This is a genomic window from Oxalobacter formigenes (genome assembly GCF_002127965.1).
Lineage (GTDB): Bacteria > Pseudomonadota > Gammaproteobacteria > Burkholderiales > Burkholderiaceae_D > Oxalobacter > Oxalobacter formigenes.
Map to the genome: position 1 here is coordinate 1,277,493 of NZ_CP018787.1, position 23,594 is coordinate 1,301,086.

The 23,594-nt window shown below is 50.5% G+C and carries 20 protein-coding genes; 15 read left to right on the forward strand and 5 right to left on the reverse strand.

Annotated elements, in window-relative coordinates:
* Positions 1 to 149 precede the first annotated feature (149 nt).
* Positions 150 to 947, forward strand: coding sequence for a bifunctional hydroxymethylpyrimidine kinase/phosphomethylpyrimidine kinase (gene thiD / locus BRW83_RS06055; RefSeq protein ID WP_036602939.1), 798 nt, complete (start codon positions 150 to 152; stop codon positions 945 to 947).
* A gap of 85 nt (positions 948 to 1,032) precedes the next feature.
* Here thiD and ygfZ read toward each other — a convergent pair whose 3' ends face one another.
* Positions 1,033 to 2,034: a CAF17-like 4Fe-4S cluster assembly/insertion protein YgfZ gene (ygfZ, locus tag BRW83_RS06060; protein WP_005880713.1), complete on the reverse strand. Its 1,002-nt coding sequence runs from the start codon at positions 2,032 to 2,034 to the stop codon at positions 1,033 to 1,035.
* A 95-nt stretch (positions 2,035 to 2,129) separates the two neighbouring features.
* Between ygfZ and mltG the strand changes: the two genes are divergently transcribed.
* Genes mltG through BRW83_RS06080 form a run of 4 tightly spaced genes read left to right on the forward strand, consistent with a single transcriptional unit; the run spans position 2,130 to position 5,752 of the window.
* Positions 2,130 to 3,155: an endolytic transglycosylase MltG gene (gene mltG, locus BRW83_RS06065; RefSeq protein WP_081442196.1), complete on the forward strand. Its 1,026-nt coding sequence runs from the start codon at positions 2,130 to 2,132 to the stop codon at positions 3,153 to 3,155.
* Positions 3,156 to 3,157: 2 nt separating this feature from the next.
* The gene (gene tmk / locus BRW83_RS06070) at positions 3,158 to 3,781 is read left to right on the forward strand and encodes a dTMP kinase (protein ID WP_005880709.1); all 624 of its coding nucleotides are present in this window, start codon (positions 3,158 to 3,160) and stop codon (positions 3,779 to 3,781) included.
* Positions 3,782 to 3,833: 52 nt separating this feature from the next.
* A complete protein-coding gene (gene holB / locus BRW83_RS06075) occupies positions 3,834 to 4,901 on the forward strand; it encodes a DNA polymerase III subunit delta' (RefSeq protein WP_005880707.1) in 1,068 nt (355 codons plus the stop codon).
* Positions 4,902 to 4,957: 56 nt separating this feature from the next.
* On the forward strand, positions 4,958 to 5,752 hold the full coding sequence (locus BRW83_RS06080; protein ID WP_005880705.1) for a TatD family hydrolase: 795 nt from the start codon (positions 4,958 to 4,960) through the stop codon (positions 5,750 to 5,752).
* Positions 5,753 to 6,129: 377 nt separating this feature from the next.
* Here BRW83_RS06080 and BRW83_RS11665 read toward each other — a convergent pair whose 3' ends face one another.
* Positions 6,130 to 6,351, reverse strand: coding sequence for a hypothetical protein (locus BRW83_RS11665; RefSeq protein ID WP_145814980.1), 222 nt, complete (start codon positions 6,349 to 6,351; stop codon positions 6,130 to 6,132).
* A gap of 490 nt (positions 6,352 to 6,841) precedes the next feature.
* Between BRW83_RS11665 and BRW83_RS06090 the strand changes: the two genes are divergently transcribed.
* The gene (locus BRW83_RS06090; RefSeq protein WP_145814979.1) at positions 6,842 to 7,555 is read left to right on the forward strand and encodes an ankyrin repeat domain-containing protein; all 714 of its coding nucleotides are present in this window, start codon (positions 6,842 to 6,844) and stop codon (positions 7,553 to 7,555) included.
* A gap of 6 nt (positions 7,556 to 7,561) precedes the next feature.
* On the opposite strand, the gene nadB is transcribed toward BRW83_RS06090, so the two are convergent.
* Positions 7,562 to 9,178, reverse strand: coding sequence for an L-aspartate oxidase (gene nadB, locus BRW83_RS06095; RefSeq protein ID WP_005880701.1), 1,617 nt, complete (start codon positions 9,176 to 9,178; stop codon positions 7,562 to 7,564).
* A 149-nt stretch (positions 9,179 to 9,327) separates the two neighbouring features.
* The gene (locus tag BRW83_RS11670; protein WP_145814978.1) at positions 9,328 to 9,477 is read right to left on the reverse strand and encodes a lmo0937 family membrane protein; all 150 of its coding nucleotides are present in this window, start codon (positions 9,475 to 9,477) and stop codon (positions 9,328 to 9,330) included.
* 281 nt (positions 9,478 to 9,758) lie between these two features.
* Here BRW83_RS11670 and proC point away from each other — a divergent pair, with 281 nt between their 5' ends.
* The 3 genes from proC (at position 9,759) to BRW83_RS06115 (ending at position 13,667) form a co-directional block, all read left to right on the forward strand.
* Positions 9,759 to 10,547 carry a pyrroline-5-carboxylate reductase gene (gene proC / locus BRW83_RS06105; RefSeq protein WP_005880699.1) on the forward strand — a complete coding sequence of 263 codons (789 nt, stop codon included), beginning with the start codon at positions 9,759 to 9,761 and terminating at the stop codon, positions 10,545 to 10,547.
* A gap of 260 nt (positions 10,548 to 10,807) precedes the next feature.
* Positions 10,808 to 12,007, forward strand: coding sequence for a tetratricopeptide repeat protein (locus BRW83_RS06110; protein ID WP_005880697.1), 1,200 nt, complete (start codon positions 10,808 to 10,810; stop codon positions 12,005 to 12,007).
* An 88-nt stretch (positions 12,008 to 12,095) separates the two neighbouring features.
* Entirely contained in the window at positions 12,096 to 13,667 is a 1,572-nt protein-coding gene (locus BRW83_RS06115; protein ID WP_186447488.1) for a tetratricopeptide repeat protein, read from the forward strand.
* A 66-nt stretch (positions 13,668 to 13,733) separates the two neighbouring features.
* Here BRW83_RS06115 and recJ read toward each other — a convergent pair whose 3' ends face one another.
* On the reverse strand, positions 13,734 to 15,428 hold the full coding sequence (gene recJ, locus BRW83_RS06120; protein WP_005880692.1) for a single-stranded-DNA-specific exonuclease RecJ: 1,695 nt from the start codon (positions 15,426 to 15,428) through the stop codon (positions 13,734 to 13,736).
* A 254-nt stretch (positions 15,429 to 15,682) separates the two neighbouring features.
* Between recJ and BRW83_RS06125 the strand changes: the two genes are divergently transcribed.
* The 6 genes from BRW83_RS06125 to kdsA all read left to right on the forward strand — a co-directional run bounded on the left by BRW83_RS06125 (position 15,683) and on the right by kdsA (position 23,585).
* Complete coding sequence (locus BRW83_RS06125; RefSeq protein ID WP_005880690.1) at positions 15,683 to 16,951, forward strand: lipoprotein-releasing ABC transporter permease subunit; 1,269 nt, start codon at positions 15,683 to 15,685, stop codon at positions 16,949 to 16,951.
* Complete coding sequence (gene lolD / locus BRW83_RS06130) at positions 16,944 to 17,630, forward strand: lipoprotein-releasing ABC transporter ATP-binding protein LolD (protein WP_005880688.1); 687 nt, start codon at positions 16,944 to 16,946, stop codon at positions 17,628 to 17,630. The genes BRW83_RS06125 and lolD overlap by 8 nt, the downstream gene beginning before the upstream one ends.
* 41 nt (positions 17,631 to 17,671) lie before the next feature.
* A complete protein-coding gene (locus BRW83_RS06135; RefSeq protein ID WP_005880686.1) occupies positions 17,672 to 18,478 on the forward strand; it encodes a TatD family hydrolase in 807 nt (268 codons plus the stop codon).
* Entirely contained in the window at positions 18,479 to 20,908 is a 2,430-nt protein-coding gene (locus tag BRW83_RS06140) for a DNA internalization-related competence protein ComEC/Rec2 (RefSeq protein ID WP_005880684.1), read from the forward strand.
* A gap of 167 nt (positions 20,909 to 21,075) precedes the next feature.
* Positions 21,076 to 22,734, forward strand: a complete 1,659-nt coding sequence (locus BRW83_RS06145; protein WP_005880683.1) for a CTP synthase — start codon at positions 21,076 to 21,078, stop codon at positions 22,732 to 22,734.
* The gene (gene kdsA, locus BRW83_RS06150; RefSeq protein WP_005880680.1) at positions 22,731 to 23,585 is read left to right on the forward strand and encodes a 3-deoxy-8-phosphooctulonate synthase; all 855 of its coding nucleotides are present in this window, start codon (positions 22,731 to 22,733) and stop codon (positions 23,583 to 23,585) included. The genes BRW83_RS06145 and kdsA overlap by 4 nt, the downstream gene beginning before the upstream one ends.
* Positions 23,586 to 23,594: the final 9 nt, after the last annotated feature.

Sequence of the window (23,594 nt, forward strand, 5' to 3'; positions counted from 1 at the left end):
ATCAGAGCAATAGCGGATTTTTCTTTCTTTTTTGGCAAGACGCTCATATGTTCGTTACAAATTGAAGTAAATAAAGAAAGCAGTCTCTGCTTGTCGTACAATAAAAACATGATTTGCACCTGTCTGTTCAACCGGAAAGAGAGAACGAAATGATTGCCAATGTCCTGACTATAGCCGGAACCGATCCGAGTGGCGGCGCGGGTATTTCCGCCGACTTGAAAACCTTTTCAGCACTGGGAACTTACGGCATGGCGGCGATTACCGCCGTCGTGGCGCAAAATACGATGGGAGTGAAGTCGTTCCAGCCGCTTGATCCGTCCTTTGTGGGGGATCAGATCGATGCCGTTTTCGAGGATGTAAAGGTCGATGCCGTCAAGATCGGCATGGTGGCGACTGCCGCCATTGCCGAAGTGATCGCCGAAAGGCTGGCGAAATATCCGAAATGCCCTGTCGTGCTGGATACGGTCATGGTTGCCAAAAGCGGCGATACCCTGTTGCAAGCGGACGCTATCGAGGCGATAAGGGACAAGCTCGTTCCAATGGCAAACATTATCACGCCTAACCTGAAAGAAGCGTCAGTCCTTCTCGGCTCGGACATTCCAACTTCGGTCGTCGACATGAAAACGGCATTGCCCCGCCTGCATGCGCTCGGGCCGGAATGGGTATTGCTGAAAGGGGGTTACCTGCCGGGATATGACAGTGTCGATTTCCTCTATGGCGACGGAAAAACGACCGAGTTGCATGCGCCACGTATCGAAACGAAAAACGTCCATGGAACCGGATGTACCCTGTCGGCAGCCATTGCTGCGTTCATGACGCGCATGTCGCTGCCTGACGCCGTGAAAATGGCCAAGGATTATCTGACGAAAGCGCTCGCCGATTCGGGAAAACTGAACGTAGGCCACGGTCATGGCCCGGTTCATCACTTCCATGCCATATGGAAGTAAATCAGGTTAAATATATTTATTGATCAGTCAGTTACAGGATGGATTTGAAATTTCGCCTGAAACTTCAAATCCATCTTTTTTGTTGTTACGGCAGGGAGTAGGGCAGCGGAATCCATGTGATCAGGGGGCCGTCCGCTTTTTCGACATGGAGAGCCTGACTGCCGATCGCCTCGGTTTGTACGACTGCCAGAAAATCGACCCGGTTGTTGTCCCTGCGGGCAGAAGAGACGATTGTTCCGCAAACTTGTCCATCGGAATCGACGATGTTCGCCCCGGCCGTCATGTTGACGTCAATGGGGGGATTATCCTCGAAAGGCAGTTCGACCATCCCGTGAAACATCCGCCGTTTGACCGTTCCCTTGTACTGGCTTCGGGCAATCACTTCCTGTCCAGGATAACAGCCTTTTTTGAAAGACAGGCCGCCGGCCTGTTCCAGATTGACCATTTGCGGGATGAACCTGTCCTGAACGGGCAGCGTGATTTGGGGCACGCCTGCCTTGATGTCGCCCATCGTCCAGCCGCTTTCATCACATACGGAAAGTGTGGACGACAATTCGCTTTCAACAACCTGCAAGCGTTTTTCGGCAATCGTCAAAAGATAACGTGGAAAACCGAATGCATCGGCAACGCGCACCAGTACCCCAAATTCGTTTTCGGTTTTGCCGAAAGGTTCGGATGGCAGTGTTTCAAACCATTTCGACAGGGCTTCGCCGCCTTTTTCACCCCCAATGCCAAGGATGGCCATATTGCCGCTTTCGTCAGAGAGCGTCACTTTCGCCCGCAAAACGTACATTTGCAGGCGTTTTTGCAAGGCAGGCAGAATGTCGAGAGGGACAGTCAGCCAGACTTTCCCGGAAGATTTCCATGCATGGAAAAGGGCTAGCATGCGGCCCTGAGGATTGCAGTACGCGGCCAGACGCGCCTGACTGCTTCCCAGATGTTCGATATCGTTGGAAAGCTGGCCGTGAATGAAAGAAACGGCATCTTCCCCTTCAAGGGCAAGGAGGCCAGTCTGTTTGAGCAAAACGACATGACCTGATTCAAGCGTGGTGGATGAACAGGAATGAGGGAGTGCGATAGAATTCATGGATTAAAATAAAACTGTTTCCGGATTGGTTCAAGTCGAGTATAGTCTTTTTTTTTCGTCAGGTTTATGGCAAGGGACAAACTGCCGTTGTTTCGATGAATTTTATTTCAAAAAGTCGTCTTCTTAAAAAAAGAACATGTATCGTCGCGGGATGCGTGTTCGGCATTTTCGTTTTACTGGTTTCCTTTTGCGCACACTGGGCTTATTCGCCTGTTTTTACGCAGGGTAAGCCCGTCCCGTTTGAAATTGCAAAAGGCGGCTCGGCCAAAAGCGTGACCGCCCAGTTAAACGGGCAGGACGTTTCCTTGAATGATACCCTGTTTTCCATGCTCATCCGCCTGACCGGCAATAGTTCAAACCTGCTGGCAGGGCCTTATGAGCTGAAAGCGGGTGAAACGCCAGTCAGACTGCTGCAAAAAATCACGAGGGGCATTTTCGCGCTGGAGTCAGTCACCATCATCGAAGGCTTCAATTTCAGACAGATGCGCCGTGTTATCGCAAAAGCTGAAACCTTGAAACACGATACAGTCGGTTTGTCGGATGCGGAAATCCTCAAAAAACTGGGTGTTCGTCATCACAGCGGGGAAGGCCTGTTTTATCCGGATACTTATATGTTCAAAAAAGGGGCGAGCGACATGCAGGTCTATCGCCGTGCCTACGATGCGCAAATGGCACGGTTAAATGCCCTGTGGGCGAATCGTGACCTGAGGCTGCCCTATAAAACGCCGTATGATGCCCTGATTATGGCGTCGCTGATCGAAAAGGAAACGGCCGATCCAGACGATAGGGAAATGATTGCCGGGGTATTTCTGAACCGTTTGCGTATCGGCATGAAACTTCAGACAGACCCGACGGTCATTTACGGCATGGGACACGGTTATCGGGGAAAAATCCGCAAGGCCGATTTGCTGAGGGATACGCCGTATAATACCTACACCCGCTATGGCATGCCGCCGACTCCGATTGCTATGCCGGGAGAAGAGGCGCTGGAAGCGGCATTCAATCCGGCTTCCACCGATGCCCTTTATTTTGTGGCGCGTGGCGATGGAACCAGCCAGTTTTCCAGTAACCTTGACGACCATAATCAGGCCGTCAGGGATTTCATTCTGAAGAAAAAATGAATATGGAACAAAAAAACCATTCCGGCCGTTTCATCACTTTCGAAGGAATCGACGGTGCCGGAAAATCCACCCACATCCAATTCGTGACCGATCTTTTGCGGGCAGACAACCGGCAGGTTGTCGTCACCCGTGAACCGGGCGGAACCGTTCTCGGGGAAAAACTGAGGGAGATGCTGCTTCACGATAAAATGAACCTTGAAACGGAAGCGCTTTTGATGTTTGCCGCCCGCCGGGAACATATCGCCGAAGTGATCGAACCCGCTCTGCAACGTGGCGATTGGGTCATTTCAGACCGCTTTACCGACGCTTCCTTTGCCTATCAGGGAGGCGGAAGAGGGCTTGACCTTCACAAGATGCGCCAGCTGGAAGAATGGGTACACCCGCATTTGCAACCTGATCTGACGCTGCTTTTCGACGTTTCGCCGGAAGTGGCACAAGCGAGGCTCGAGGCTGCCCGTTCACCCGACAAGTTCGAACGGGAAAAATCCGGATTCTTCAACCGGGTGCGTGACGAATATCTGCGCCGTGCAAAAGAATTTCCCGACCGTTTCAGGGTCATCGACAGTTCCCGCAGCATCGAAGCCATTCGTGAGACAATAAAGGGATTGATCGGGGAGCTGGGCTGAGCCCTGTTTCATCGGCTTGTTCATTCACCTTTTTTTGATGGAATAACAGACATTGGTTTCTCCACTGGAAAATTCACTTTATCCCTGGCATCGCAAAAATTGGGAATATCTCGTCCGGCTGGAATCGAAGTTGCCGCACGCGCTCCTGTTTTACGGGCCAGCCGGAACGGGTGTCGAATCCTTTGCCGAATCGTTTGCGAAAGCCAGATTGTGCGAAAACCGGCAGCCTGATGGAAATGCCTGCGGGGGGTGCCAGTCTTGTCACTGGTTCGACCAGAATTCCCATCCGGACTTCCGGCAGATCCTGCCTGAAACACTGGAAATCGCCAAAGGACTGGACGATCCGGACAAAAAAACGGATGACGACAGTGGCGCGTCTGATAAGAAAACCAGAGAACCCTCTAAAAAAATCGGTATCGAACGAATCCGGTCGCTGGCCGATTTCATCAATATCTCCACGCATCGTGGCGGCTTGCGGGTCGTGTCCGTCTATCCTGCCGAGGCGATGACGACCGAGTCGTCCAACTCGCTTTTGAAAATGCTGGAAGAACCGCCCGCCAATACATTGTTCATTTTGACGACCAATCATCTGGACGCGCTCTTGCCGACCATTCTTTCCCGATGTTCCAAGCTGGCGTTTCCGATGCCGGAAACATCAATGGCCATCGGCTGGCTGAAAGAGCAGGGAGTGGATGAGGCTGAAAGCTGGCTGGCGGAACAGGGTGGTGCGCCTGTCACGGCTCTGGAAGAATCCCGAAGCGGCAGCAGGGAAGAAATGACCCTGTTTCTCGCCGAACTGGCGGCGCCTGACGATTCAGGATTGCTCAGGACAGCCGAAAAACTTCAGAAAGTGCCGCTCTCCGACCTGATCACATGGCACCAGCGCTGGCTGTACGATTTGCTCTCGATTCGTTTGACGGGCAGGGAACGCTATTATCCGCGATATCGCCAGGAGCTTTCCGGCATGGCAGACCGTGTCGATATGGACAGGCTTTTGAAAGTCCTGAAAACGGTCAACGACCGCAAGCGCGTCGCTGACCATCCGCTCGTTCCCAGACTGGTTCTGGAAGACATGCTGCTCGACTACAGGAAAATATTTTCGCCATCCGCGAGCAAATAAGGCTCAAATTCGGTACAATACCGGCCTTCAATCCGTTTAAAGATTTCATTTGCACCATGTATATCGATTCCCATTGCCATATTCATCTTCGTGACCTGAAAAACCGTCAGGATGAAGTCTTGCGCAACATGGCTGCAAACAAGGTCAGTCACGCCCTGTGCGTCACGATCAGTCTGGAAGACTTTCCGCAGGTAAAAGCTTTGGCGGAAAAGCATGAGCATCTTCACGGGACTGTCGGTGTCCATCCGGGGCCGAAAAACGTTAAAGAGCCCGACGTCGAAACCCTCGTCAAATTGTCCATGCATCCGAAGATCGTCGCTATCGGTGAAACCGGCCTCGACTATCACCACGTCGAACCCCGCCAGAAATGGCAGATGGACCGGTTTCGCACGCATATCGCCGCTTCCCGTGCCTGTGGCAAACCATTGATCATCCATACCCGCAAGGCAGCGGACGATACGATCCAGATGCTTCGTGAAGAAGGTGCAGGACTGGACAAAGGCGGTTTCGGTGGCATCATGCACTGTTTTTCCGAGTCCGGAAAAATTGCCAGAGCGGCACTGGATATGGGCTTTTACATTTCTTTTTCCGGTGTCCTGACGTACCCCGGCTCCAAAGACCTGAGATCGGTTGCCCGCCTTATTCCGCTCGACCGGATTCTGATCGAAACCGATTCACCTTACCTTTCGCCGCAGGCCTATCGCGGCAAGACCAACGAACCGGCTTATGTCATCGAAGTGGCCAAACAGCTGGCCATGCTGAAGGGCATGCCGGTTGAGCGTATTGCACGCCACACTTCCGAAAACTATTTCAGATTATTCGGTATTGAAAATAATGCCGTTTCTTCCTGATTAAATCCTGCTTTCAAAACCTGATCTCGCAAAAAAACAAAAAGGCAAATAACTTTTTGTTTTATTCTTATTACTTTTTATTTTAAAAAGCGATATGACTTTTAAAAAAAGAAGAGTAGAATCCTTAATAACGTGAGCACCAACGGTACTGGTTACATAAAATAGACCGATAGTTAAAGAGGTGCATTTCTCTCACTCATTAATAGAAAGCGTAAGGTAAAGTCATGAATAACATGGTATTGAGATCTTTGGTTATCGTTATCGCCGGTATTGTTGTTACAACCCTCTGGATCCAGGCGGTTTAATATCCGATGCTCAATGGGAGATTGCCAGGCGATCTCCCAGATTTTCCCTTCCGGTTTCTTCTTTTTCCCTCCTCAATTTCCGTTTTTCCCCCTGTGATACATTCTTTTTTCGGCTTTGCCGGAAAGATGTTCATCCGCTTTTCTTCCTTGCCGCATGCGTATTTCTTCAGTTTCATATTTCCTGAAAACACCGCGAATATCTGTTCCTTCTCTTGTTTTTATGCAGTCATATGAAATAATAAGCATAACTATTCTTTTTTTACATATGTGAAAATAAACATAACTATTCATCATGATCATATGTATAAATAAGCATAACTATCCAACCGGTTCTGTTTGAAAAAACTCGTAAAAATGCAAGCAAAAACAGCTGCTTGAAACCTTTATGGATGAATCCGCATTCAGGCTTGCAAAGTGAATTGGAGATTTGTTTTTTATTTACTCTCCGTAAATATTTTATTTTCCATTCCTGAAAGCGACAGGAATCTGGCCGATATGCCAACGGGTACTGTTGCTGGCCGTAACAGAGATTCCCTTGCGTTTTTTCAGGGAGTATCTTTGGATGGGGAGATGAACGAATTTTCTTCTTGTCTGTCGAATTCGCGACATGTTACGCAAAGGTACTGCGTTGTTCTATGGGGACGTTAACCGGACAATATGGGAGTGACAGGAATGAAAGTCGCTCTTTGCCGCATGTCGGGGCTGGACACCCGCAAAAATGTCCGGATAATACTCATCGCAAGGTCGCCTTATGGCGTTTTCCCCATCCAATTCGTGTTCGAGAATGAGCCAATTTTTTACTTCTGTCGCCAATAAATGCCGTTTCCTGGCACTCGTTTGCATGAGCCTGTTTGTTTTTTCTACAGCATCGGCCGATACCGTCAAGGATTTTTTCATTGCAGTGAAAAATGATCGGGTAGGAGCGGTAAAAGAAATGCTTGCCAAAGGGTTCGATCCCAATACGCAGGAACAGGAAAGAGGCGATACGCCTCTCATCATGGCGATGCGTGAAAATTCGCTGGATGTGATGGAAATTTTACTGGCGGACAAAAGAACGAAACTGGATACAGAGGCGTTCAACGGGGATAACGCTCTGATGATCGCCGCGTTCAATGGCAACGAAAAAGCGGTGAAGGCTTTGCTGGATCATGGCGCGAAGGTCAACAAGGATGGCTGGTCGCCACTTCATTACGCCGCTGCCAACGGCAATGAGAAAATCGTCAAAATGCTTCTGGACAAGGATGCGTTCGTCGATGCCGTGTCGCCCAATGCCACAACGCCCATGATGATGGCGGCGCGAGGCGGCCATATCTATGCCGTCAAGCTGATCTACGATGCAGGAGCAGACCCGACCATCAAAAACCAGCGCGGCTATACCGCCAGCGATTTCGCGAAGGAAAACAAGAATTCCAAAATCGTCGAGGGGCTCCGGTTCCTGATCGACAGGGAAGCCGAACTGGCGAAAAAGCGGACCGTTATGCCCCTGTTCCCGTTTTAAACGGGTTCAGGCACGTACCCGTTTTTTGTTCGGTGTCAGTACCGTTGGCATCGCTTTCGGGAAAGTGGTCGGGAAATCCGAATTATAGTGAAGCCCGCGGCTTTCTTTCCGGAGCAGGGCGCTTTCCACGATCATGGAAGCGACGTCCACCAGATTGCGCAATTCCAGCAGGTTATTGCTGATGATGAAGTTGGCGTAATATTCGTCGATTTCTTCTTTCAACAACTGAATCCGGCGCTGGGCTCGTTCCAGACGTTTCGTCGTCCTGACGATACCGACGTAATTCCACATGAAGCGCCTGAGTTCATCCCAGTTATGCGAAATGACGACTTCTTCATTGGCGTTCGATACGCGGCTTTCATCCCATTCAGGCAGGATATGGAAAGGTTCTTCCGGAAGACTGGCGATGTGTTCAGCCGCTGTCTTCCCGATGACCAGACATTCCAGCAGCGAATTGCTGGCAAGACGGTTCGCGCCATGCAGGCCGGTACAAGCCGTTTCGCCGACCGCATACAGGTTCTTGATATCGGTCCGTCCCTTCGTATCCGTCACGACGCCGCCACAGGTAAAGTGGGTTGCCGGGACGACGGGAATCGGTTCCTTTGTGATGTCGATGCCGAGTTCAAGACAACGGGCGTAAATCGTCGGGAAATGTTCTTTCAGAAATTGGGGGTCCTGATGGCTGATGTCCAGATGGACGTAATCCAGACCGCGTTTTTTCATCTCGAAGTCGATCGAACGGGCAACGATATCGCGCGGAGCCAGTTCGGCTCTCGGATCGTGTTCGGGCATGAAACGCATGCCGCCTTCCGACCCCGCATCAGGCGGCAGTTTCAGCAGCCCACCTTCGCCGCGGACGGATTCGGAAATCAGAAATGACTTGGCATAGGGATGGTAAAGACAGGTCGGATGAAACTGGACGAATTCCATGTTCGATACACGGGCACCGGCACGCCAGGCCATGGCGACACCGTCGCCGGTCGAGGTATCCGGATTGGTCGTATACAGGTAAACCTTGCCTGCGCCCCCGGTTGCCAGGACGGTATGCCGTGCCGCAAAAGTATGGACGAGACCTTCTTCTTCATTCAGGACATAGAGGCCGTAACATTCAAGGGGTTGCTTGTCTTCATAGAGCTTGTCCGACGTGATCAGGTCGACGGCGAAATGATTTTCGAACAAATGGATGTTCGGACGGCTGCGGATGATCTTTTCCAGTGTCTGTTGCACGACGTGCCCGGTGGCGTCTGCGGCATGAATGATGCGCCGCTGGCTGTGACCGCCTTCACGGGTCAGGTGATAACCCGTCTGGGTCGATGTGTCTTTGGAAAAGGGAACGCCCTGATCGATCAGCCAGTCGACGGCTTCGCCACCGTGTTCGACGATGAAACGGGTCGCTTCTTCATCACACAGCCCGGCGCCGGCTGTCATGGTATCGGCCACGTGTTCTTCAATACTGTCCAGAACCGGGTCCAGTACGGCGGCAATGCCGCCCTGTGCGAAATTGCTGGCGCTTTCCCATAAGGTCCGCTTGCAGATCAGCGCGATTTTATAAGTTTTGGGCAATCGCAGGGCAACGGAAAGACCCGCCAGTCCACTGCCGACGATGACGACGTCAAAATTCATGGCTTTTTCACCGGATGAAGTTGTTCAGATAACGTCACACTATATTCCATTGAAAACGATTCGTCATGTGTTTTGAGACTGAAACAGCTGACTTTGAAGCTGGAAAAGCGTTGAAGCCTTTCATCACTTTCCGGTCAGGACTGAATTCGCTATGACGAGCGCCTCCCGGACAGAATGCCGAACAGCAGCACGACAACCGCTGCGATCAGTAACAAATGCACAAAACCACCCAAGACGTTCGTCGTGACCAGACCGAGCAGCCAGAGTATGAAAAGGATTATGGCAATGGTATAAAGCATCTTCGTCTCCATGAAGATTGTAAAAAAAAAGACAAAAAACAATCGTTCTGCATGAAATACGACCGAATTGGACGAAAGCGGTTCCGGTATGAAAACAGTAAACGTAAAATGAAAGGAAATTGTCAATATTGGTAGCTGTCCAAACGTCAGACTGTTGACGAAAGACGGTTTTCAAAAGTATGGACGCTCCCGTTTCATCGATAACAGGAATAAGCGAAACGGGTTTCATGAGGAAGTCGTGTGCCTGTCGCGACATTCAAACCTGACTTGTAGGAGGCGTTATGAAAAAACTCGGATTTATCGGTATGGGCAATATGGCATCGGCCATTCTGTTGGGTGCCGTCAAGTCAGGCTTTCTGAAGGGTGAAGAAACTGTCGCCTATGACACCAATGCGTTCAAGCTGGATAAACTGAACAAGGAATGCGGCATGGCGAAAGCCGGTTCGGTGCAGGAAGTGATTGAAAACAGCGAAATTATTCTCCTGGCCATCAAACCGAAAATAGTCGAAGGCGTTCTTTCCGAATCCCGTGAAGCACTCAAGGGCAAGACCCTCCTGTCCATTGCCGCGGGCTGGCAGTACAGCCGACTTCGCCGTCTGGTCGACTCGTCCACGCACATCTGTGCCATCATGCCGAACACACCGGCAATGGTCGGTGCGGGTATGACCATCATCGAGGCGACAAACGATTTGACACCGAAAGAGTTGATCTTTACCCGCAAACTGTTCAAGAGTCTTGGCGAGGTTGAGGAGCTTTCCAGCGACCTGATGGGCATAGGGGGCACCTTGTCGGGTTGTGGCCCGGCATGGATTTTCATGGTCATCGAAGCACTGGCAGACGGAGCTGTCTATCACGGCCTGCCACGTGACATCGCCTACAAACTGGCGAGCCAGACCGTTATCGGTTCCGGAAAAATGGTACTGGATACGAAACAGCATCCGGGCAAACTCAAAGACGACGTCTGTTCACCGGGCGGCATCACCATCCGTGGCGTGAAAGCGCTGGAAGAAGGGGGCCTGCGCATTGCCATGATGAATGCCGTCGACGCGGCGTTCAAAAAACCGGATTGACCCCTGAATTATTCATTGTGGAAAAAGGCTGAAAAGATTACTTTTCAGCCTTTTTTTATCCGCATTGACAGTGTATTGAACAGTCTAAACGGTTTCTTTCCGTATACGCTCAACCATGTTAAAAAAAGATAACTGATATTAAATAGTTGAAACACTTTAAACAGTCGGTGTTAAAATATTTCCTTATGGTAATTTTTTAATTCTGAAGATTTTTTGTATTTGGTGTGATTTTATCCCCTCTCTTTTCAGACCGATCTGTTATGCGTAGAAAACTGTTCTTCTTCATTTGTTTATTTTGTTCTATTACAGCTTCAGTCTCTTTTGCTGAAACGAAAATCAATGAATCGTTTCCGGAAATTGAACGGTCGGGGGAAGAGGCAAAGAGAGAAACGGCTATCAAGCTCTATAATCTGGGCGTGGAATATGCAAAAGGCAGTCGTGTCGAAAAAGATCGTAAAAAAGCCAATTCCTATTTCAGACAAGCTGCTGAAATAGGACTGCCTGAAGCGCAGTACAATCTGGGACGAGCGTATTTCGATGGCGATGGTCTGGAGGTAGACAGGAAAGCAGCTATTGAATGGTACAAAAAGGCAGCAGAACAGGGATTTGCACAGGCTCAATACAACTTGGGCGTAATCTACCAAAATGGTTTGGGCATCAAACAGGATTTTGATTCGGCTGTCCAGTGGTATGAGAGAGCGGCAAATCAGGGATTTGTATTAGCCCAATACAATCTTGGAATGTTATATATAACTGGAGCAGGCGTTGGCAAGAATCCGAAACGAGGGATTTTGTGGTTGCGCAAGGCTGCTGAAGGGGGTTACGGTCAGGCGCAGCATAATCTTGGAACCGTTTATTACGAGGGTATTGGCGTCAGAAAAAATTATCCGGAAGCGGTGCAATGGTTCGCCAAAGCTGCTAAACAAGAGCTTGGCATGGCGCAATACAATCTGGGGATGGCTTACTATCATGGAGAGGGCGTCAAAAAAAATCCTCAGAAAGCGGTTTCATGGTTGAAAAAAGCAGCAAAACAAAATCTTCTTATAGCTCAGGCTAGTCTTGGCTATATATATGTTACGGACAGGAATTTCAAAAATAATCTGGCAGAAGGAATTTTCTGGACAAAAAAAGCCTCCGCATATGGTAATGCAAGGGCTCAGGCGACACTTGGTATTGCATATCTTATTGGAAAGGGTGTAGAAAAAAATATTCCAGAAGGCGTTTCGTGGATAAAAAAAGCAGCGAGACAGGGTAATTATCCGGCTCAAAGCATGCTTGCTTCCTGTTATGAAAATGGGATTGGCGTAAAGCAAAACAAGGTATTGGCTTATGCACTTTATTTACACTCATCTCCTTATACGGAAGTTGCTATGGAAGAACGGCAAAATCTTGAAAAAAAGCTAAGCAAAGATGAAATTGTAAAAGCCCGATCCATCAACATCGAAAAACTTTTCGAATGAGGCTATTTCACTTTGATAGGTTTAAATGCCCAAGCTTTCTCTGAAATTCTGTTTCTGTATCGTCGTGCTCATAATGATGTGCCTGTCGATGTCGTCCGTCATTGCTGATTCGCAGCAGCCTGCAGTTTCAGAAGAAAACGCAAATAAAATTATCCTTGATGAGGAAAAGGCGGTCATCCAATGTAACGAAAGATATAAGACGGAAAATGATGAAAAGGGCGATGAAGAAACCGTTTCATGGTGCCGAAAAGCCGCGAAGTCTGGTAATGCGGAGGCACAATATCTTTTTGGCATGCTGGTTTATGATGGCAGAGGCGTGCAGCAGGATAATTGTGTTGCCATGTTATGGTGGATGAAAGCAGCAGAGCAGAATCATGCCAAGGCACTCGTTATGCTGGGAAATCTTCATCGTAAAGGTCAGTGCATTGCTGAGAATTATCCGAAAGCCATTGCCTATTGGAAGAGAGCTGCTGTTCAGAATAACGTATGGGCATATCATAATTTAGGGACAGCTTATTACGATGGTATCGGTGTGGATAAAAATCCTCATGAAGCTGTTCGCTGGTGGAAGAAGGCAGCCGAATTGGGTTTTCCTGAATCTCAGAACAATCTGGGTGCTTTATACAATGATGGGAATGGTGTTGATCGTGATTATCAGGAGGCTGTTTTCTGGTACAGAAAAAGTGCCCTGCAGGGCGACGAATTGGGACAGTACAATCTTGGGGTGGCTTATTATTACGGCAGAGGGATAAAAAAAGATTTTTCTGAAGCAGTGTCGTGGTACAAAAAATCAGCAGAACAAGACTATGCACAAGCACAGCATAATCTTGGTGTTACGTATTACGAAGGTGAGGGAATAAAAAAAGATTACGCCAAGGCTGTGTACTGGTGGAAAAAGGCAGCAGAACAGGGGATTCCCCAATCTCAGTATAACCTTGGCATTGCATATGAAGAAGGCTGGGGCGCTGAAAAAAATCCGGAGAATGCTGTTTTTTGGTACAGAAAAGCGGCTGAACAGGGACATGCTGATGCTCAAAACAGACTTGGCATCGCTTACAGGTATGGAACCGGAGTCAGGAAAAATCCCGCATTGTCTGTCAAATGGCTGGAAAAAGCGGCAAAGCAGGGGCTTGCAAGAGCACAGTTCAATTTGGGGAAAACCTTCTATATCGGAGCAGGCATTAACAAGAATACAGACAAAGCGGTTTACTGGTTCATAAAAGCTGCCAATCAGGGTTTCACAGAAGCACAGGCTTATATTGGTATGATTTATTTTAAAGGTAAATATGTCGCCAAGAACGAAAAAAAAGGTTTTTACTGGTTAAAAAAAGCAGCAGAAAAAGACAGTGCTAAAGCACAAGCATTTCTTGGCGCTTTATACATTGCAGGAAATGAAGTGAAGCCAAATATAAAGGAAGGCGTTGCCTTGACAAAAAAAGCGGCATTACAGGGTAATTACGAGGCACAAACCCTGCTCGGTTTTTGCTACGAGAATGGCTTGGAAGTAAAAAAAGACCTGATTGCCGCATATGCGCTTTACTTGTCGGCGTCACCTCATTTCGATTTTGCAGAAAAGGCGCGTCTTGATCTTGAACGGAAATTAAGCGAACAGGAAATAGCAAAGGCAATATCCGTTAATACAGCAAAATTGTTTGAGTGATTAGTCTATATAGTCAAAGAAAGGTAACAAGGTAAAACCGGGTTTGATCGAAAGCGCACAGGAGTATTACACCCTTTCCGAATGCTCCACAATCAGCTGGACACTTGTTCTGCCGTTGAATTCATTGGCGTCCAGCCGATAAGCCAGACGGGCGCGGCGCGGGAGTGTGGCATTGTTGCCGAACTGGATGGCGGTGTAATTCCTGCCGTTTCTTTCGAGTTGCAGACGCAAGTGCTTTTCTTTCAGGACGCGCTGGTTGATAACGGTGAATTCGTCGCAGAAAACCGGGACAGGAAAACCGTGTCCCCAGACTTGCGTATCCAGCAGGCCAATGAAATCGAGAGTGAAACAGTCGTCGTCCAGTGAACCGTCGGTTTCGATGATTCTTTCCAGTTGTGTCTGGGTCAACCATTCTTTTGCCACGTTTTCAAACGCCTGGGTGAACACGTCGAAACCGTCAGGCTGCAATGTCAGGCCAGCGGCCATGGCATGGCCACCGAATTGGACGATCAGGCCGGGATGTCGTTTTGCGACCAGATCCAGCGCGTCGCGCAGGTGAAATTCCGGAATGGAACGGCCTGAACCCCGGATTTTCCCGTCCTTGTCCCGGGCGAATGCCATCGCTGGCCTGAAATATTTTTCCTTGATCCGGGACGCCAGAATGCCGATGATCCCCTGATGCCAGTCTTCTGAGAGGATACTGATCGTCGCGCGGTCTTCCGGATGGATTTTCGAGATTTGTTCGCGTGCCTCGATTCGCATGTCGGCTTCGATTTCGCGCCGTTCGACGTTGATCCGGTTCAGTTCGTCTGCCATTTCGAGCGCTTTTCCCCGGTCATCCGTAATCAGGCATTCGATACCTAGCGACATATCGGACAACCGTCCGGCGGCATTCAGCCGTGGCCCGAGTGTAAAACCCAGGTCGAAAGGGGAGGCTTTACGGAAATCCCGGCCTGATACCTGAAAGAGGGCTGCCATGCCGGGCTGCATGTTACCGGCCCGGATGCGCCGGAGGCCCTGCGCAACCAGAATCCGGTTGTTGGCATCGAGTTTGACGACATCGGCAAAAGTGCCGAGGGCGACGAGATCGAGCAGCTGATCCAGATGCGGCTGGGTTTTTTCATCGAATATCCTGCGACGACGCATTTCGGCACGCAAGGCCAGCAGTACGTAAAACATGACACCCACACCGGCCAGATTTTTGCTCGGGAAAGAACAGTCGGGCTGGTTCGGATTGACGACGATACAGTTTTGGGGAAGCTCGTCACCGGGCAAATGGTGGTCAGTGACCAGTACCTGCATCCCCGATGCGAGCGCTTCTTCAATGCCTTTGATGCTGGCGATACCGTTATCGACAGTCAGGATGATATCGGTTTGATGGTGCTCTTTTGCCTGTCTGACGATTTCCGGGGTCAAACCGTAACCGTTGTCGAAACGATTGGGAACCATATAGTCGACGTTCGCGCCCAGAAGGCGAAGGCCGCGCAAGGCAACGGCACAGGCTGTTGCGCCGTCACAATCGTAATCGGCGATGACGGTTATTTTTCTGCCCGCTGCAATGGCATCGGCCAGAAAACCGGCTGCATCCCCGATATGGGCCAGTTGTCCAGGCGAAATCATACCCGACAGGCCTGTTGACAGTTCTTCTGTCTGTGTAATACCGCGTGCAGCGAATATGCGGGCCAGAACGGGATGGATTCCTGTCCGGCATAACTGGCTGAAGGATTCCCGGGAATAAGGGCGAGTGGTGATACGGGTCATGAATTCAATTTATCACAAACGGATGTGCAAATGAAAAAATAAAAACGGACACATCCGTACTTAAAGCCTTGTATTTTCTCATTGTTGATTGACCCATGGCAATACTTTTACGGCTTTTTTCTGCTTTCACGTCAAAAGTTTTCAGGCCGCCATTTTGGCAACAGGCATATGCGCAAGGGCAAATGAATCGCAATCAGGCAGTGACGGACAATGCCAATATGTGGCAAACTGTGCCATCTTCTTGGGAGTCTCACTTGAACATTTTTTCCAATTTGCCGTTTGAATGGCTGGTCGGCCTGCGCTATATCCGTTCGGGCAAACGTAGCGGCCGAAACCGCTTCATTTCGTTTATTTCCCTGATATCAATGAGTGGTATCGCGTTAGGTGTCGCCGCGCTGATTATCGTCATGTCGGTGATGAACGGATTTCAGAAAGAAGTGCGTGACCGCATGCTGTCGGTAATCCCGCATATCGAGATTCAGGATATGTACGGGTCATTGCCGGACTGGCAGAAAACGGCGGCCGAGGTGAAGAAAAATCCGGAAGTCACCGGCGCAGCCCCTTATGTGGTCGGACAGGCGATGGTCACCCGCAACGATATGGTTCGTGGCGTGATTGTTCGCGGCATCGATCCGAAGGAAGAAGCGGGCGTTTCGGATATCGCGCGCCAGTTCAAGGCTGGCAAGCTGGGCAATCTGGAACCGGATTCGTTCAATATCGCCATCGGGAGCGAGCTTGCCAGAAACCTGCGTATCGGTCCCGGTGACAAGCTGACCGTTATCATTCCACAAGGGCAGGTAACCCCGGCAGGCGTGCTTCCGCGACTCAAGCAGTTTACAGTCGGTGGCATTTTCGAGGCAGGGCATTTCGAGTTCGATTCGACTTTCGCTTTCATCAACATGAATGACGCGATGCGCCTGTTCAGGACAGATGCGCCAAGCGGATTGCGCGTTCAAATCAGGGATATGCAGGAAGCTCCGGAAGTGGCGCAGCAACTTTCCATGATGCTCCAGAATGACGATGTCATCGTTCGTGACTGGTCAAAACAGAACCGTAACTGGTTTGCCGCCGTCAAGACGGAAAAGAAAATGATGTTTTTGATCCTGATGCTGATCATTGCCGTTGCCGCGTTCAATCTGGTTTCGACACTGGTCATGACGGTGACGGAAAAACAGGCTGATATCGCCATTTTGCGCACACTCGGGGCGTCTCCCCGTTCGATCATGAAGATTTTCATGATTCAGGGAGCGCTTGCCGGAATTGCAGGGACACTTGCCGGTGTTGGCGTCGGTGTGCTCATTTCCGTCAATATCGATGTCATCGTTCCCTTTATCGAGCGGCTTTTCGGTATCCAGTTTCTCCCGAAAAGCATTTACCTGATCAGTTCCCTGCCATCCGATTTGCACTGGGCTGATGTGCTGACGATCGGCGGAGCATCCATTATCCTGTCATTTTTGGCGACCTTGTACCCAAGCTGGAGCGCTGCCAAGGTCAATCCTGCGGAGGCTTTGCGTTATGAGTGAGATCGTTTTATCGTGCAATGGCCTCTCCAAGACATTCCGGCAGGGTGATTATGCCGTCGAGGTGTTGAAAGACGTCGATTTCGAGGTCAGGGAAGGGGAGCGCGTTGCCATTGTCGGGGCGTCCGGTTCGGGAAAATCGACTTTCCTGCATTTGCTGGGAGGGCTGGATACACCAAGCACGGGTTCCGTAACATTACAGGGAAAACAATTCGATACGCTTTCCGAATCGGAACGCGGAAACTTGCGTAACCGTGTTCTTGGTTTCGTTTACCAGTTTCATCATCTTCTGCCGGAATTTTCCGCTCTGGACAATGTGGCGATGCCCCTGATGATCCGTCGTGAAAAGCGGGAAAGGGCGCATGAGGCGGCAATGGAAATTCTGACCCGTGTCGGTCTGGCTGAACGGGTAAGCCATGTGCCCGGCGAATTGTCTGGCGGTGAAAGGCAGCGGGTTGCGCTGGCCCGGGCGCTGGTGACGCATCCGGCCTGTGTGCTGGCAGACGAGCCGACCGGCAATCTGGACGGCTCGACGGCGCAGCAGATTTTCGACATGATGCTTGATCTGTCCACGACACTCAAGACAGCGTTCGTTATCGTCACGCATGATATGGAACTGGCCGGGCGTTGCGACCGCATTTATCGTATGTCCGAAAAAAGCCTGCAAAAAGTTCAGGAATAAGCTACATTAGGCTGATATTTTGGTTTTCATATCTGCAAGTCATGTGGATCGATACGCACTGTCATCTTGAAGCGGAAGAGTTCGCGGGGCGCGAAGAAACGATCGCTGCCGAAGCGGCGAAAATGAATATCCGTCAAATCGTCATTCCCTCGGTTGACCGTTCCGGTTTTGAACGGGTAAGCCGTCTTGCGCATGCCTGCGACAACTGTTCTTATGCAGTGGGCATCCATCCCATGTATGTCGCCGACAGCCACGAAGACGATCTGGCCGGACTGAAACGCTTCCTCGAAAAAAATATCTCCGATCCGAAACTGGTCGCTATCGGTGAAATCGGGCTGGATTTTTACGTTCCCGAACTGAACCAGTCGCCACTGAAAGAAAAACAGGAATATTTTTTGTCGGAACAGTTGAAGATGGCAAAGGAATTCGATTTGCCGGTTTTATTGCATACACGCCGTTCGGTTGATATGGTGCTGAAATACCTGCGCCGTCATAACATCAGGCTTGGCATTGCCCATGCTTTCAATGGCAGTTTCCAGCAAGCGAAAGCCTTTACCGATCTGGGATTCATGCTCAGTTTTTGCGGAACATCGACTTATGAGCGGGCACAGCAATTGCGCAAACTGGTGTCTGAACTGCCGGAAGAAGTCATCGTCATCGAAACGGATTCCCCGGATTTGCCGCCTTCATGGCTTCAGAAAAAAGAGAACAGTCCGCTTGAATTGCCGCGTATCGGAGAAGTCATCGCCGGATTGCGCGGCGTTTCTGTTGAAAACCTGGCTGATTTTACGAGCCGAAATGCCATGCAGGCGATTCCCCGGCTCGTCTTTCATCTTTCTAAAGGATAAATGCTGGGCGCGATTGTCGGCTTCATTTTCGGCATAGCATGGCTCCATCAACAGGCAACACTTCCAAATAACACCGTGCTTTACGGCCTGACCGCCGCCTCGGTCATCCTGTCTCTCCTGTCGTTCATTCCTGTAGTTACCCTCCGTTTTACAGTAATAAAACCCGCTTTGAGATTCACCGCCGGTCTTGCATTCGGAGTCCTCTGGTCTTCCGTTTTTGCGCTGTATGGTCTCTCCCGGACGTTACCGGATACACTGGAAAACCGTGATCTGGTCATAACCGGAACGGTTGATGGCCTGCCTCAGCCTTTTGAGGAAGGAACCCGTTTTCAATTCAGCGTCGAAAAAGCCTCAGCAGGCAGCCAAAGCGTAACGATACCTGAAAACCTCATGCTGACATGGGGTTTGAAATACCATCGCACGAGTCTTCCAAAAGTGCCGGATATCAGCCCGGGCCAGCGCTGGCAATTGAATGTCAGGTTGAAACGTCCTCACGGGAATGCCAATCCGGACGGTTTCGATTATGAACTCTGGCTCTTCGAGCAGGGAATCAGGGCTACCGGTTACGTCAATAACGATCCGCGTTTGCCGGATAAAAATGTCCTGACCGATTCTTTCGTATCAACGCCGATGAACTGGGTCAACCGGGTGAGAAGCGTCTTGCGCGAACGGATATACCGTGCCCTGCCAAATTGTGAATATGCCGGAGTCATGGTCGCTCTTGTGATCGGTGACCAGAAAGCGATTTCCCAATCTGACTGGGAAATCTTCAACCGGACAGGTATCTCCCATCTGGTTGCCATATCCGGCTTGCACATCACCATGATCTCCAGCCTGTTTGCCCTGTTCATCGGCTCGCTCTGGCGGCGCTCGTTTTTCACCGGAAAACAATGGCCCTTGATCCTGCCTGCCCAGAAAGTGGCCGCGATTGCCGGGGTTCTCATGGCGCTGGCCTATGTCGCCCTGGCAGGTTTTGGCGTTCCGGCCAGACGGACGCTTTGCATGATCATTATCGTGGCCATCGCCCTATGGACAGGACGGCTGACACGGTTTTCACATACCTTGCTTGTTGCTGCCGGAATTATCTGCCTTTTCGATCCGTGGGCACTCCTGCAACCGGGTTTCTGGCTGTCGTTCGGCGCAGTCGGCATGATCCTGTATGCCACGAGCGGAAGGACAGGAAAAATGGATGAAAATCCTTCACGCCTGAACCGGTTCAGACATTCCCTGTCGACGGCTGCGGCAACACAATGGGCGGTTACCATCGGCCTTGTTCCTCTGACGATGCTCTTTTTCGGGCGTATTTCAGTCATCGGCCCGATCGCCAACGCGGTTGCCATCCCGTTGGTCAGTACAGTCGTCACACCATTGGCACTGATCGGCAGTATTTTGCCCGAACCGGTGAATGCGTATGTTCTGACGGTTGCCCACTTCCTGACAAGGTTGCTGGCCATATTTCTTGAATGGCTGAGTTCATTTTCCTTTGCCGTCTGGACGGCACCGGCTCCATCGTTTTACCTTATTTTGTTTGCGATGGCAGGAACGCTCTGGATGCTTGCGCCGAAAGGCTGGCCGCATCGTTATCTCGGCGTCTTGTGCTGGCTCCCGCTTTTGCTCCTGACGCCAGACCATCCGGATTATGGCGAAGCGAAAATGACGGTTTTCGATGTCGGGCAGGGCAGTTCGATCCTGATCGAAACACAAAAACATCGCCTGCTTTTCGATACCGGGCCTGTCTATTCGACCGACTCGGACGCGGGCGATCGTGTCGTCATCCCGTATCTGAAGATGCGTGGAATCGACTCGCTCGATAGCATTGTGGTATCACACGCCGACAGCGACCATTCCGGCGGACTGTTGACCCTGACGAGAAAACTGCCTGTCAAAACCATTTACTCATCAATCGCACCGGATTCGACACTGGTGCAAACGCTTCCCGATAATCGACCCTGCATAGCCGGACAAGAATGGGACTGGGAAGGCGTCCGTTTTGAAATGCTTCATCCATCAAGTGATGATTATCTTGGTGAAAACAATAAAACCAACGAGTTAAGCTGCGTCCTTAAAGTCAGTACTTCAAGGTATTCCCTGCTTTTGACGGGTGACATTGGGAAAAAGGAAGAAGAAAAACTGGTCAGCCGCCTGGGTGAAAAGCTGAAATCCGACATATTGATAGCGCCGCATCATGGCAGCAATTCTTCCTCGACATGGCCTTTTCTGTTTGCCGTCAAGCCTGATTATGCAATCTATCAGGTGGGTTATCTGAACCCATATCGCCATCCCGACTACCGGGCAGAAAGCCGCTATGACCTTCTCGGGATCAAAACGTTCAGAACCGATACGGACGGGGCAGTCGGTATCCTCTTTGGCGGGCAAATCAGTATCGAACTGTATCGGAAAAAAGATGTCCGATACTGGAGAAATGAATAAGGTTTTTGTATAAAAAACCGTTTGCGAAAAAAGAAAATGACAGAGGACTTATGAAATCTGTCTCATAAATACTTCGAATCATTTGTTTATAAATTTAGTTATATTTCCAGTTCATTTTTTACGTTATAATTTGGATTTCCTGCTTGTGCCTTTGAGCACCTTCTGCAATGACCAAGTTTGTATTTGTTACGGGCGGTGTCGTATCATCCCTTGGCAAGGGGATTGCCGCTGCGTCTCTTGCCGCCATCCTCGAGTCCCGGGGCCTTAAAGTTACCATGATCAAACTGGACCCATACATCAATGTGGATCCGGGAACCATGAGTCCATTCCAGCACGGTGAAGTTTTCGTGACCGATGACGGCGCGGAAACCGACCTCGATCTGGGTCACTACGAACGTTTCATCTCCACCCGGATGCACAAGGTGAACAACTTCACCACCGGACAGATTTACGAATCCGTCATCCGCAAGGAACGTCGTGGCGAATATCTGGGCAAAACCGTTCAGGTCATCCCCCACATCACGAATGAAATCCAGAATTTCATCCATCGTGGCGCGGAAGGCTACGATGTCGCCCTGGTTGAAATCGGCGGTACTGTCGGCGATATCGAATCGCTGCCGTTCCTTGAAGCGGCCCGTCAGCTGAGCCTGCGCGCTCCTGAAAATTCAACCGTATTCGTTCATCTGACGCTGGTTCCTTATATCGCCTCGGCCGGAGAACTGAAAACCAAGCCGACCCAGCATAGCGTACAGAAACTGCGCGAAATCGGTATTTATCCCGATGCGCTGCTGTGCCGTGCCGACCGGGCAATTCCGGACGATGAACGCGCCAAGATTTCGCTCTTTTCAAACGTCAGGGAAGACGCCGTTATCTCCGTCTGGGATGTCGATACCATCTACAAGATCCCGCAAATGCTGCACGATCAGGGACTGGATACCATCGTCTGCAACAAGCTGAAACTGTCTCCTCCGAAAGCCGATCTGTCGATCTGGAGCAAGCTCGTTTATGCCATCGACCATCCGGAAAAAGAAGTCTCGATCTGCATGGTCGGCAAATACGTCGACCTGACCGAATCCTACAAGTCGCTGATCGAAGCGATCCGGCATGCGGGCATTCATACCAATTGCAAGGTCAATATCGATTTCCTCGATTCCGAAGAAATGGAAACGACAGGAACAGACCAGCTTGCGAAATACGATGCCATTCTGGTTCCTGGCGGTTTCGGCAAGCGCGGTGTGGAAGGCAAGATCGCCACCGCCCAATATGCTCGTGAACACAAGGTGCCTTATCTCGGCATCTGTCTGGGCATGCAGGTTGCCCTGATCGAATTCGCCCGTCATGTCGCCGGACTGAAAAACGCCAATTCGACCGAATTCGATCCGGATACCGAAAATCCGGTCATTGCCCTGATCACCGAATGGCAGAACCGCAGCGGCCAGCTTGAACAGCGCACCGAAAAATCCGATCTGGGCGGTACCATGCGTCTGGGTGCCCAAACCTGTTCCATCGAACCGGGCACGCTGGCAGCTGAAATCTACGGCAACGTCGTTACTGAACGCCATCGTCACCGCTACGAAGCCAACAACCTGTATCTGGACGAGCTGAAAAAAGCAGGGCTTGTCATTTCGGCGCTGACTCCGACAGAAAAACTCTGTGAAATTATGGAATTGCCGAAAACCGGTGAGCATGCCCATCCGTGGTATATGGGTGTCCAGTACCATCCGGAATTCAAGTCGACGCCACGCGACGGCCATCCGCTTTTCACGGCTTTCATCAATGCTGCGCTTGCCAACAAGGAAGCCCGGGCCAAAGGAAACAATGCATGAAATGTTGCGGCTTTGAAATCGGACTTGACCGTCCATTCTTTTTGATCGCAGGCCCCTGCGTGATCGAGTCGCACCAGATGGCAATCGACACGGCAGGTGCACTGAAAGAAATGACGTCTGAACTGGGCATCCCGTTCATCTACAAATCATCTTACGACAAGGCCAACCGTTCCTCGTCTTCCTCTTTCCGTGGTCTTGGCATGGAAAAGGGACTGGAAATACTGGCTGATGTCAGAAAACAATTCGACGTTCCTGTTCTGACCGACGTCCATACCGAAGTGGAAGTAGGGCCGGTATCGGCAGTCGTTGACATGCTGCAAACGCCGGCATTTTTATGCCGCCAGACCGACTTCATTCAGGCCTGCGCCCGTTCCGGAAAGCCCGTCAATATCAAAAAAGGGCAATTCATGGCGCCGGACGACATGATGAACGTCGTCAAAAAAGCGAAAGAAGCCGCGAAAGAAGCTGGCGTTCCCGAAGACAATTTCACCGTTTGCGAACGGGGCGCTTCTTTCGGATACAACAACCTCGTTTCCGACATGCGTTCCCTTGCGATCATGCGCAAAACCGGCTGTCCCGTCGTTTTCGACGCGACCCATTCAGTGCAGTTGCCGGGTGGACTCGGCGATGCATCCGGTGGTCAGCGTGAATTCGTTCCTGTGCTGGCACGGGCTGCGATTGCCGTCGGTGTTGCCGGCCTTTTCATGGAAACGCACCCGAATCCGGCTTGCGCCATGTCAGACGGACCGAATGCAGTGCCCTTGCATCGCATGAAAGAGCTGTTAGCTCAACTCGTGACGCTGGACAAAGTCGTCAGGCAGGGTAATATGTCGGGTTTCAATCTTGAATAATAAAAGTTA